Source organism: Micromonospora sp. NPDC005299, from assembly GCF_042872345.1.
Classification (GTDB): domain Bacteria; phylum Actinomycetota; class Actinomycetes; order Mycobacteriales; family Micromonosporaceae; genus Micromonospora.
This window is the reverse complement of record NZ_JBIAKG010000006.1, coordinates 268,860-280,044: the sequence shown is the minus strand read 5'-3', so window position 1 is coordinate 280,044 and position 11,185 is coordinate 268,860. Positions and strand designations below refer to the sequence as shown.

General features: G+C 74.3%; 14 protein-coding genes. 9 read left to right on the top strand and 5 right to left on the bottom strand.

Annotation, left to right across the window (positions count from 1 at the left end; all coding sequences use genetic code 11):
• Window positions 1–25: 25 nt before the first annotated feature.
• Together ACFYPD_RS19530 and ACFYPD_RS19525 are read left to right on the top strand one after the other, a co-directional pair.
• Window positions 26–463: an SRPBCC family protein gene (locus ACFYPD_RS19530; RefSeq protein ID WP_387115128.1), complete on the top strand. Its 438-nt coding sequence runs from the start codon at window positions 26–28 to the stop codon at window positions 461–463.
• A gap of 170 nt (window positions 464–633) precedes the next feature.
• On the top strand, window positions 634–1,401 hold the full coding sequence (locus ACFYPD_RS19525) for a polyprenol monophosphomannose synthase (RefSeq protein WP_387115125.1): 768 nt from the start codon (window positions 634–636) through the stop codon (window positions 1,399–1,401).
• 52 nt (window positions 1,402–1,453) lie between these two features.
• Here ACFYPD_RS19525 and ACFYPD_RS19520 read toward each other — a convergent pair whose 3' ends face one another.
• Complete coding sequence (locus tag ACFYPD_RS19520; protein ID WP_387115122.1) at window positions 1,454–3,046, bottom strand: phytoene desaturase family protein; 1,593 nt, start codon at window positions 3,044–3,046, stop codon at window positions 1,454–1,456.
• Between the two features lie 72 nt (window positions 3,047–3,118).
• Here ACFYPD_RS19520 and ACFYPD_RS19515 point away from each other — a divergent pair, with 72 nt between their 5' ends.
• Window positions 3,119–4,552 carry an aldehyde dehydrogenase family protein gene (locus ACFYPD_RS19515; protein ID WP_387115119.1) on the top strand — a complete coding sequence of 478 codons (1,434 nt, stop codon included), beginning with the start codon at window positions 3,119–3,121 and terminating at the stop codon, window positions 4,550–4,552.
• A 60-nt stretch (window positions 4,553–4,612) separates the two neighbouring features.
• Here ACFYPD_RS19515 and ACFYPD_RS19510 read toward each other — a convergent pair whose 3' ends face one another.
• A complete protein-coding gene (locus tag ACFYPD_RS19510) occupies window positions 4,613–5,017 on the bottom strand; it encodes a ChaB family protein (protein WP_387115116.1) in 405 nt (134 codons plus the stop codon).
• 142 nt (window positions 5,018–5,159) lie between these two features.
• Between ACFYPD_RS19510 and ACFYPD_RS19505 the strand changes: the two genes are divergently transcribed.
• From ACFYPD_RS19505 to ACFYPD_RS19490, 4 genes are all read left to right on the top strand, one after another.
• The gene (locus tag ACFYPD_RS19505; RefSeq protein ID WP_387115113.1) at window positions 5,160–6,137 is read left to right on the top strand and encodes a YihY/virulence factor BrkB family protein; all 978 of its coding nucleotides are present in this window, start codon (window positions 5,160–5,162) and stop codon (window positions 6,135–6,137) included.
• A gap of 86 nt (window positions 6,138–6,223) precedes the next feature.
• On the top strand, window positions 6,224–6,640 hold the full coding sequence (locus ACFYPD_RS19500; RefSeq protein ID WP_387115110.1) for a DUF2795 domain-containing protein: 417 nt from the start codon (window positions 6,224–6,226) through the stop codon (window positions 6,638–6,640).
• A 55-nt stretch (window positions 6,641–6,695) separates the two neighbouring features.
• Complete coding sequence (locus ACFYPD_RS19495; RefSeq protein WP_387115107.1) at window positions 6,696–7,157, top strand: SRPBCC family protein; 462 nt, start codon at window positions 6,696–6,698, stop codon at window positions 7,155–7,157.
• Between the two features lie 99 nt (window positions 7,158–7,256).
• Window positions 7,257–7,520 carry a hypothetical protein gene (locus ACFYPD_RS19490; protein ID WP_387115104.1) on the top strand — a complete coding sequence of 88 codons (264 nt, stop codon included), beginning with the start codon at window positions 7,257–7,259 and terminating at the stop codon, window positions 7,518–7,520.
• Between the two features lie 65 nt (window positions 7,521–7,585).
• Here ACFYPD_RS19490 and ACFYPD_RS19485 read toward each other — a convergent pair whose 3' ends face one another.
• Window positions 7,586–8,803 (bottom strand): MFS transporter, encoded by a 1,218-nt coding sequence (locus tag ACFYPD_RS19485; RefSeq protein WP_387115102.1) that lies wholly within the window; start codon window positions 8,801–8,803, stop codon window positions 7,586–7,588.
• A gap of 177 nt (window positions 8,804–8,980) precedes the next feature.
• Between ACFYPD_RS19485 and ACFYPD_RS19480 the strand changes: the two genes are divergently transcribed.
• Window positions 8,981–9,193 (top strand): hypothetical protein, encoded by a 213-nt coding sequence (locus ACFYPD_RS19480; RefSeq protein WP_387115099.1) that lies wholly within the window; start codon window positions 8,981–8,983, stop codon window positions 9,191–9,193.
• Here the strand turns inward: ACFYPD_RS19480 and ACFYPD_RS19475 are convergent, their stop codons facing one another.
• Complete coding sequence (locus ACFYPD_RS19475) at window positions 9,194–9,640, bottom strand: hypothetical protein (RefSeq protein WP_387115096.1); 447 nt, start codon at window positions 9,638–9,640, stop codon at window positions 9,194–9,196.
• A gap of 164 nt (window positions 9,641–9,804) precedes the next feature.
• On the opposite strand from ACFYPD_RS19475, the gene ACFYPD_RS19470 reads away from it, so the two are divergent.
• Window positions 9,805–10,167, top strand: coding sequence for a DUF6401 family natural product biosynthesis protein (locus ACFYPD_RS19470; protein WP_387115093.1), 363 nt, complete (start codon window positions 9,805–9,807; stop codon window positions 10,165–10,167).
• Between the two features lie 57 nt (window positions 10,168–10,224).
• Here the strand turns inward: ACFYPD_RS19470 and ACFYPD_RS19465 are convergent, their stop codons facing one another.
• Window positions 10,225–11,061, bottom strand: coding sequence for a hypothetical protein (locus ACFYPD_RS19465; protein ID WP_387115090.1), 837 nt, complete (start codon window positions 11,059–11,061; stop codon window positions 10,225–10,227).
• Window positions 11,062–11,185: the final 124 nt, after the last annotated feature.

Here is an 11,185-nt window from a genome sequence, read left to right as displayed (position 1 = left end):
GGGGTATGGGATTGCGGTGGCGATTGTGGAGAAAGTGATCGACGCGCCCCCGCAGCGGGTCTTCGACGTGCTCGCCGACGGGTGGACGTACAGCGACTGGGTCGTGGGCACGGTGCACGTCCGGGACGTGGACGACACCTGGCCCCGGGTGGGCAGCCGGCTGCACCACAAGGCCGGCCCGTGGCCGTTCTCGCTCCAGGACACCTCCACCGTGCTCGAGTGCGACGCCCCGCACAAGTTCGTGGTGCGGGCCGGGCTGTGGCCGGCCGGCGAGGCCATCGTGGCGTTCGGGCTGGAACCGCTCGGTGACGGCCGGACGCGGGTCACCATCGGCGAGGACTTCGCCGCCGGGCCGCTGCGCTGGGTCCGGAACAAGCTCAACGACCTGGTGCTGCACCAGCGGAACAAGGAGACGTTGAGCCGGCTCTCCGACATCGCCACCCGACAGAAGTCGGACCGGTGACGCAGCGGGGTGGGCTGCTGACGGCGGCCGGCGGGCTGGCCCGCCGGCTACGCTGACCGCCCACGCCGGCGACCGCTCCGGAATCCTCCGGGCGGGCGTCTGTGCGGACCACGCGGAGGGGACTGGCTACCCTCTCAGATGAACCTGTCGGCCGACCGAGGATGTCCGTGATGATCGAACCCGTGCAGTTGCCCTCCCCGTGGCGCGACGCACGCCTGACCGTCGTCGTTCCGACCTACAACGAGGCGGGCAACCTCCCGCTGCTGGTCGAGCGCCTCCTCGCGCTGCCGCTGCCCGGGTTGAAGGTGCTCGTCGCGGACGACAACTCCCCGGACGGCACCGGGGAGGTCGCCGACAAGTTGGCCATCGAGCACCCGGACCGGGTGCTGGTGGTGCACCGCCCCGGCAAGGAGGGCCTCGGCCGGGCGTACGTGGACGGCATCGGGCGCGCGCTCGACGACGGCGCCGAGTACGTCGCGCAGATGGACGCCGACCTGTCCCACCCGGCGGAGGCGCTGCCCGGCATGCTCGGCGCGCTGCTCTCCACCCAGGCCGGCGTGGTCATCGGCTCGCGCTACGTGCCCGGCGGCGAACTGGACGAGAACTGGCCGCTCTACCGGCGCGCGCTCAGCGGCTGGGCCAACCTCTACGTGCACACCCTGCTGCGGGTGCGGATCCGCGACCTGACCGCCGGCTTCAAGATCTGGCGGGCCGACGCGCTGCGCGACATCGGCCTGGAGCGGGTGCAGTCCAACGGCTACAGCTTCCAGGTGGAGATGCACTACCTGGCCACCAAGCTGGGGCACACCATCCTGGAGGTGCCGATCCGCTTCGAGGAGCGCCACGAGGGCGCCTCGAAGATGACCACCGCCACCAAGATCGAGAGCGCGCTGATGCCGTTCAAGCTGCGCACCCGGCACCGCAACCTGGACACCTGACCGCCGGACCGGCCGAGCCCGGCCGCGTGCGCGACCCGGGCTCGGCCGCGTCTCAGCGGTAGACGGTGCGGTGCGCCGCGCCGATCACGCCCGCGTACAGGTCACCGGTGAGCGCCCGGTCGCGGGCCAGGGCGGCCCGGGCGGCGTTCGCGCCCGGCGCGCCGTGCACCCCGCCGCCGGGATGCGCCGAGGCGCTGGCCAGGTAGAGCCGGTCCACCGGGGTGTCCGCGCGGCCCAGGCCGGGGATCGGCCGCAGGAAGAGCTGCTGGTACGCGGCAGCGGTGCCGCCGCCCAGCGCGCCGCCGACCAGGCTCGGCTCGGCCTCCTCCAGGTCGGCCGGGCCGGCCACGTGCCGCCCGACGACCAGCGAGCGGAAGCCCGGGGCGGCCTCCTCCAGCACCTCCTCCATCCGCTCCACGTGCCCGATGACATCGTCGGCCCGCCAGTGCCGGCGGAACGGCAGGTGCGTGTACGACCACAGCGACTCGGTGCCCGGCGGGGAGTGGCTCGGGTCGGCCACCGACATCTGCCCCACCAGCAGGAACGGGTCCCGCGGCACCTCGCCGCGGGCCAGCGCCCCCGCGTACGCGGTGAGCCCGTCCAGGTCGGCGCCCAGGTGCACGGTGCCCGCGCCGGCGATCGCCCGGTTCTTCCACGGCACCGGCGCCGACAGCGCCCAGTCCACCTTGAGCGTGGAGCCGTCCCACCGGAAGTGCGCCAGGTCCTCCACCAGCCGGGGCGGCAGCGCCGCCGGGCCGACCAGGTCCAGGTAGAGCGCCGGGGCGGGGACGTCGGCGAGCACCGCCCGCCGGGCCCGCCAGTCGGTGCCGCCGGCGGTGCGCACACCCATCGCCCGGCCGCGGGCGGTGAGCACCCGGTCGACCCGGGCGCCGTACTCGATCCGGCCGCCCCGCTCGACCAGCCGGGTGACCAGCGCGTCGGTGATCCGCTGCGCGCCGCCGACCGGCACCGGCCAGCCGACCTGCTGGCCGAGCATGGCGAGCAGCCAGCCGTACACCCCGGAGCCGGCCTCCTCGGGCGACAGGTCGGTGTGCAGGGCGCAGCCGGCCAGCAGCGCGGGGCCGCCCTCGCCGGCGAAGAGTTCGTCGCCGAGCTTGCGTACCGGCACCACGAGCCGGCGGGCGAGCCGCAGCGCGCCGGAGATCCGCAGCCGGCGCAGCAGGGCCAGCCCGCCGCGCACCGGCGGGAACGGGCTCGTGATGGTGTCCAGCATCGGCTCGGCCACCCGGCACCAGTCGGCGTACGCGTGCCGCCAGCGGTCGCCGTCGCCGGGGGCGAACGCCTCCAGCGAGGCGGCGGTGGCGTCCAGGTCCCGGTTGACCACGGCCGCCCGGCCGTCCGGGAGCAGGTGGGCCAGCACGTCCGGGGAGTGGGTCCAGGACAGCCCGTGGCGCTCCAGGTCCAGGCCGCGCAGCACCGGCGAGGCGTAGCCGAGGGGGTAGAAGGAGCTGTAGAGGTCGCTGAGGTAGCCGGCGGCGGTCACCTCGGCGGAGCGCACCGCCCCGCCGGGGACCTGCGTGGCCTCCAGCACCAGCACGTCCCAGCCCGCGTCGGCCAGCAGGTTCGCGGCCACCAGCCCGTTGTGCCCGGCCCCGATGACGACGGCGTCCGCCGTGGAAATCATCCGATCCGCCTACCCGGCCGGTTACCGGGCGAAACGCGTTTGCCTCGCCCGGGTCGGGGCATCCACTGCCGCATGTACACGGTTGCGCAGCTCATAGGTGGAGTCTGGGGTGCCGGGGGTGCGGGAGGCGAGCTGGTCGTACATGATCCGGCCGACGGCTCCCCGGTGACCACCGTGCCGGTGGCGACGGCGGACGAGGTGGCCAAGGCGGTCGAGGCCGCCCGGGGCGCGGCCGCGGAGTGGGCGGCGACGGCCCCGGCGGAACGGGCGGCGGCGCTGCACCGCGCGGCGGACGCGGTCGAGGCCGTCGCCGACGAGCTGGCGCAGGCCACCACGGCGGAGATGGGCAAGCCGCTGGACGACGCGCGCGGTGGCGTGGCGGCGGGCATCGGCACGCTGCGACAGTACGCCGAACTCGGCCCGGTGCGGGGCGGGCGGACCCTGCACGGCGCCCCCTCCGGGCTGGACTTCATGGCCCCCGAGGCGCGCGGCGTGGTCGCCGCGATCACCCCCTGGAACGATCCGGTGGCGGTCTCCTGCGGCCTGCTCGGCGCGGCCCTGGTCACCGGCAACGTGGTGCTCCACAAGCCGAGCGAGCGCACCCCGGCGACCGGCTGGCTGCTGGCCCGGGCCCTGGACTCCGCGCTGCCGGCCGGGGTGCTGTCGCTGCTCACCGGCGGCCCGGAGGTGGGCGCGGCGCTGGCCGGTCAGGAGGTGGACGTGGTCGCCCACGTCGGTTCCACCGCCACCGGCCGGGCGATCGCCGCCGCCTGCGCCCGCACCGGCGCGAAGGTGCTGCTGGAGAACGGCGGCAGCGATCCCCTGGTGGTGGACGCGGACGTGGATCCGGTCTGGGCGGCCGAGCAGGCCGCGCTGGGCTGCTTCGCCAACGCCGGGCAGATCTGCGTCGCGGTGGAGCGGATCTACGTGCACCGGGACGTGGCCGAGGACTTCGTCGACGCGCTGGTGGAGCGGGCCGAGGCGCTCGTCGCGGGCCCGGGTCGGGACCCGGGGACCCAGCTCGGGCCGCTGGTCGACCGGCGGCACCGGGACCACGTGCACGGGCAGGTCACCGCGGCGGTGGCCGAGGGGGCGCGGCTGCGCACCGGCGGCAGCATGCCGGACGGGCCGGGCGCGTTCTACCCGGCGACGGTGGTCAGCGACTGCCGGCACGAGATGGCGCTGGTCCGTGAGGAGACCTTCGGGCCGGTCGCCCCGGTGGTCGTGGTCGACTCGTTCAGCGAGGGGCTGCGCTGCGCGGCCGACTCCCCGTACGGGCTGGCCGCCACGGTGCTGACCGGTTCGATGAGCCACGCCCACCGGGCCTGGCGGGAGCTGCCGGTGGGCACCGTCAAGGTCAACGCGGTGTTCGGGGGCGCGCCGGGCGGCGCCGCGCAGCCGCGCCGCGGCAGCGGCCAGGGCTTCGGGTACGGCCCGGAGCTGCTCGACGAGTTCAGCACGGTGAAGGCGGTGCACATCGAGGCGCCGGGCGGCGGCCACTGGTGAGCGGCACGACGGGAGCCCGGGACCTGCGCGGTCCCGGGCTTCCGTGTCGTCGCCGGCCGGTCAGCGGCCGCCGCGGGCCTGGCGGGTGGCGTTGTTGTTCGCCTTCTCGATCGCCTTGACCAGCTCCGGCTTGGTCATCCGGGACCGGCCCGGCACGTCGAGCTTCTTCGCCACCTCCATGAGGTGGTCCTTCTTCGCGTTGGCGTCCACCCCGCCGGCCGTGGGGGCCCGCCGGGCCGGGCCGCCGCCGGCCGCCTGCCGGTCGCTCGGGCCCTTGCGCCCCTTCGACTCCCAGTGGTCGCCGACCTTCTCGTACTCGTGCTTCACCGCGGCGAAGGCGGTGCGGTGCGCCCGCTCCCCCTCGCCGTAGGTCTCGGTCGCCGAGTCGTGTGTCTTCTCCCAGGTCCGTTGCGCCTTGGCCGGGGAGCGCTTCAACGTGCTGGGCAGTACCTCGCGCCCGGGCATCTCGTCCTCCTCCGTCTCCGTGGGATCCTCTACCGATTCCCCCGCCCGTCGAGGGCAAACCGGCGCCGGTTTGTCGACTTCCCCCACCGGGTACCGCCCGGGCCACCTGCCGGAGGTGCGCGCGGCGGCGGAGGAGGCGGTCATGACGGCGACGACGGATGCGGCGGCCGGCGGCCGGCAGCGGGCCCGGATCCCCCGCCGGGTACGCCAGTTGAGCTGGGCCACCTGGCGCGGGGTGCTGATCCGGGCCGGGCGCAACTTCGTGAAGGACAACTGCGCCGACTGGGCCGCCGCGCTCACCTACTACGGGGTGCTGGCGCTCTTCCCCTCGACCATCGTGGTGGTCGCCCTGGTCGGGCTGGTCTCCGACGGTTCGCGCACCGTGGACACCGTGATCGACCTGGCCCGGGAGATCGGCGCCGGCTCGGTGGTCGGCAACGACGCCTTCGTCACCGTGGTGCGCACCGTGGTGGAGCAGCAGGGCCCGGCGAAGGTGCTGCTCAGCTTCGGTCTGCTCGGCGCGCTCTGGTCGGCCTCCGGCTTCATCGGCGCGTTCACCCGGGCCTCCAACGCGATCTACGGTGTCGAGGAGGGACGGCCCTTCTACAAGCTGCGGCCGGTGCAGATCGGGCTCGCCGGGGTGTCGCTGGTGCTGCTCGCCGTGGTGGCCCTGGGGCTGATCGTCAGTGGCCCGGTCACCGACTTCGTGGGCGACCGGCTGCACGCCGGCGGGCTGACCCGCACGGTGTGGACGGTGGCGAAGTGGCCGCTGCTCGCGCTGGTGGCGATGACCCTGCTGTCGCTGCTGTTCTGGATCGCCCCGAACGTGCGGCAGCCCCGGTTCCGCTGGCTCACCCCGGGCGGCGCGCTCGCCCTGCTGGCCTGGGTGGTCGCCTCCTTCGGCTTCGGCCTCTACGTGGCCAACTTCGGCTCGTACGACGTGACCTACGGCAGCCTGGGCGCGGTCATCGCCTTCCTGGTGTGGCTGTACCTGTCCAACTGCGCGCTCATGCTCGGCGTCCAGGTCAACGCCGAACTCCAGCGGGGCCGGGTGATGCAGGCCGGCGTCGAGGATCCCAGCGAGCCCGTCCTGCCGCCCCGCGCCCCGGCCGATTCCTGACCGGCTTCGCCCGGTTCGGGGGTCGATGACCGGCTCGACCGGCCGCCGTCGGTTTACCGGCGGCCCCCTCGGGCATGTCTGTCGGCATGGAACGTGGCAGCAGCAAGCACTCACCCAGGGTCGACGAGCAGATGAGCAGCGAGGTGAGCGGCCTCGTCCAGGGGCCGGGCACCGGGGGCTCGCGGGTCGACGAGTTCCGCCAGCCGGAGCCTGCGGGCGAGGACCAGCCGGAGCCGAAGACGGTGACGGCCGGCGCGAGCCGCGGCGGCAACCCGCAGGGAATGAGCATGGACGACGTCGAGGAGCGCAGTCGGCTCGGCCGGTTCATCACCATGAGCGCCCTGCCCGGTGACCGCGACACCCTGGTGGCCAACGCGCGGGAGAACCAGGCGCCCGCCGACATCGTCGCCGCCCTGGAACGACTGCCCGAGGGCACCCGTTACCAGACGATTTCCGAGGTGTGGGCCGCCCTCGGGAACAAGAACGAGACGACGCGCTGGTGAGCGGAGCGGCCCACGGTCCGCGAGCAGGCACCGGCAGGACAGGAGGAAGACTGACATGAGCGGCGTTATGGAACACGTGGACGTGTCCGTCCCGATCCGCACCGCGTACGACCAGTGGACGCAGTTCGAGGAGTTTCCGCACTTCATGGAGGGTGTCCAGGAGGTCCGGCAGCTCTCCGACACGATGACCCACTGGACGGTGGAGATCGCCGGCGTGAAGCGCGAGTTCGACGCCGAGATCACCGAGCAGCTGCCCGACGAGCGGGTGGCCTGGCGCTCCACCGGGGGCACCGAGCAGGCCGGTGTGGTGACCTTCCACCGCCTGGACGAGGGGAACACCCGGGTCACCCTCCAGCTGGAGTTCGAGCCGCACGGCGTGGTCGAGAAGGCCGGCGACAAGCTGGGTGTGGTCGACCGCCGGACCAAGGGCGACCTGGCGCGGTTCAAGACGTTCATCGAGCGGCGCGGTCAGGAGACCGGCGCCTGGCGCGGCACGGTCGACCGGCCGACCCCCTGATCACCCCCCGTACGCGAACCCCGATGGCCGCCGGCGCTCCGGCGGCCATCGCCGCGTCCGGGGCCGTTTGCGATCATCCGGCCCGGGTACCGCAGGGGAATGACCGACAACGACAGCCACGTGTGGCGCGACGAGGAACGCACTCCCCTGCGCGAACTGGACCGCGCGCTCGCCGGGTCGACCCTCGACGGGCAGGCGGACGACGCCACCGGCAACGACGCCGGCGAGGAGGCCGCGTTCGGCCACGGGCCGGAGGCGGTGGACCGGGGCGCCGGCCCGGAGGCCGAGCGGCGGGAGATGACCGACGCCGACCGGGCGTACCGGCCGTCGACCACCGGTCGGACCGGCCCCGACACCATGTGAGCCGGCCCCCGGGCGCCCGGAGTGCGCGGCCCGGGGGTTCAGCCGGCTCGGGACTGCGGGCGGGCCTAGCGGGCGCCGGCGGCGTGCAGGGCGATGAGCGCGACCGCGAGCGCCACCAGCGTCGGACCGAGCGCGGCCACAGAGACCCGGGCCAGCAGCACCCCGACCGCGGCCGGCACCAGGGCGGCGCCCAGGCCGGCCGCGCCGATCTGCAGGCCGATGGTCCGGTCCGCGTGGTCGCGGCCCACCCGTTCCGCCGTGGTCAGGGTGAGCAGCGGGAACACCGGCGCCGCCGCGAAGCCCACCACCAGCAGGCCGGCGACGGTCACCCAGCCCGGGGCGGGCAGCGCGATGAGCACCGCTCCCCCGGCCATGCCGAGCAGGCTGCCCCGCAGCACCCCGGCGGTGCCCAGCCGCTCCGCCACCACCCCCTGCACCACCCGCCCCACGAAGAGGCTGCCCCAGTAGCCGGAGACGCAGAGCCCGGCCACTGCGGCGGAGAGCCCTCGCCCCTCGGTGAGCAGCAGGAACGCCCACAGGCCGGTGGACACCTCGATCGCCACGTAGACGGCGAAGGCGGCCCCGCCGAGCCACACGGCCGGCAGCCGCAGCGTCGCGCCGATCGGGGTCCGCCGCGCCGGCCCGCCGCCGGCGGGCTCGCCGGGCACCACCTGCGGTGCGATCGGGTCGGGCGGCAGGGCCGCGCCGACGGACGGGCCGCCGCGCCAGAGCCGCACCGTGAGCGCGAACGCGGTGGCCAGGAGGAGCTGGGCAGCCGCCACCAGGGCGTACCCCCAGCGCCAGCTCAGGCCGGCGCCGAGCACCGCGGTCATGATCAGCGGCCCGATCGCCACGCCGAGCCCGAAGAACGCGTGCATCCAGTTCATGTGCCGGGGACCGAAGGCGGCGGCCGCGTACGCGTTGAGCCCGGCGTCGATCGCCCCGGAGCCGAGCCCGAGCACCAGCGCGAAGCCGACCATGACGGCGAGCGCCGGGGTGGACGCGTACCCGGTCAGGGCGACGCCCGCCAGCAGGGTGCTGCCGGCGAGCAGCCAGCCGACGCCGAGCCGGGCCAGCGTGAACCCGGCGAGCACGCTGGAGGTCAGGTAGGCCACGGTGCCCGCCGTGAGCACGACCCCGACGGCCTCGGTCGGCACGTCCAGGTCCAGCCGGATGGAGGGCCAGCCGACCCCGATCAGGCCGTCGGGCAGCCCGAGGCTGACGAAGGCCAGGTAGGCCAGGAGCAGCAGGACCGGGCGGGGCGGAGCGGGGGCGCGGGACACGAGGCCCCATCCTGCCCAGCCACCACCGGCCCCGGCCGACCGGGCGGGCCGTCCGTGACGCCGCGCTCAGCCGAAACGACAAAAAGTGCGATACGGACGGGCAGGAAAACGGACAGCCCATCCAGAATCGGCCGAACGGCTGACGGCGATGCCCCTACCCCGCGTAAGACTTTCGGGATGCAACAGGGCTCCGGTTTCCTCTCCCAGCGTCAGCGCCGCCTGGCGTGGCTCGGCTTCCTGCTCGCCGCGATCCAGGCGCCCGTCGCCGCCCGGCTGGTCGACGACAGCTCCTGGCTGTTCAGCCTCGTGGTGGCGCTCATGGTGGCGACCGTGATCGTCGCCGACGACGGCGTGCGCCGCCGCCCGGCGCAGGCCCGCTCCTCCGACTGATCAGCCCTCGGCGGGGCGCGCCTCGTGCCCCGGCCGCCCCGGGCTGCGGCGGCGTTCCTTCATCTCCGCCTCGTAGAGGTGCCGCCGGCCGCCGACCAGCTCGTCGCGGGCCTGCCGGTCCAGCTCCCGGAAGAGCGCGTAGTACCCGTCGTCGAAGTCCTCGACGATCTGGAAGGTCCAGCGGCCCGCGATGACGTTGCGGCCGAGGAGGTCCTTCTCGACCCGCCCGGCCAGCTCCGGGTGCCCGGCGGAGCGGAACAGCGCCACGGCGTCGTCGAGCATCAGGTCGGCGTGGCCGATCAGCTGGTGCAGCGAGTAGAGGTGCCCCCGGGCCCGCTCGACGCACTCCAGCGCCTCGCTGAGCTTGCCCAGGGCCTCGACCGTGGCGTCACTCACGCCCGCCGGCCGGCGGTGCGCCTGGTCCGGTCCGTCCACCTGCTGTCCCATTCCGTTCCTCCGCGTGGTCGCCTGCGCGGTCTGCGCGGTATCCCTTCTGCCCCGGGGCGCGCGGCTCAATCCCGGCGGGCGAGACCGCGCATCACCCGGACGATCCGGGCATCGGCCGGTCGGCCGAGGTCGCCCCGCTTCCGGCGGGGCTAGCCTCGGTCACCATGCGCGTGCCGAACAACCGGGTGGCGACCCGTTCCGCGGCGGTGGCCGCCAGGTCCAGCCTCACCACGCTCACCGCCGTCGTCGGCACCGCCGGCCTCGCCGCGGCCGCCGCCTTTCCCGGCCTGCTCGCCGCGGTCGACCAGCACGCCGCCGCCGTCCGCGACAGCCTGCACGGCGACCGCCGCCCGCTGACCGTGGCGGCGCTCGCCGGATACGCCGAGGGTGTGCGCGACGCGGCGCGGGAGCACGGCTGGCAGCCGCCGGTCGAGCCGATCGACTGGTCCGAGCCGGACTGGCTGCTCACCCGCCTGCTCGCGGTCTGCCTGCTGACCCGCGCGCTGGACCCCCGCGACCTGGCCTGAGACACGGCGAAGGGTGCCCGCGATCGCCCCGCGGACACCCTCCTCGCCCTGTTCTCCTCAGCCGTTCGGCCGGCGGAACTGCTGGGTCTCGTCGCCCGCGCCGGACATCGACGACTGCGGCATGGCCGGGCTGGGCTGGCCGCCCCGGTCGGCCATCTGCCGCTCGTAGTCGCTGCGACCGGCGCCCTGCGCCTGGCGCTGCTCCTTGAACGCCCGGGACTCCTCGGCGGCCCGGTTGAGCCACCCGTCCCAGCGGGCCTGCATCGGCTTGATGAGACCACCGCCGACGCCGACCACCAGGATGCCGGCGATCGTGCCGAGGAACGCGATGAGCACCGGCGTGGTGACCGTGGTGGCGATGCCCACCTGGTTCAGCGCGGCGATCACGCCGAGCGCCAGGATGAAGACCCCCGCCAGGTCGGCCAACACCCGGCCGTACGAGAGCCCACCAAGGGCGCCCGAGACCAGGTCCCGCACCGCGTTGGCGATGGCGGCGGCGATGACCACGATGACGATCGCCACGAAGGCCCGCGGCAGCCACGAGACGATGCCGCGGATCAGGTCACTGATCGCGTTGGGTCCCCACACCCCGAAGGCGAACTGCAGGGTGAACAACAGGACCGCGTAGTAGGCCAGCTTGGCCAGGATGTCGCTGGCGTCGTATCTCGTGCGTTCGAGCGCGCGTTTGATGCCGCCACGTTCGACGGCGCGATCGAATCCCACCCGTTCCAGTGCCGCGTCCACGATTTTGAGGACGGCTCGGGCGATGAGCCAGCCCACCACGAGGATCGCGATGAACGCGATGGCCCTCGGGATGAAGAGCAGCACCGACCTCCAGAAATCGGTCAGGGCGTCACCGATGTCGGCCTGCCCGACCGCGAGGGTTTTCGGCATGTTGTCCCTCCTGTCGCGTGAACTGCGCCGCCCGCATACCCGGTCGTGTCGGCAGCACGCCGAGCCGACCCGGGGCAATTTCCCGACATGGCCGGGCGAACCGCCCCTGACCTGCGTTAACACC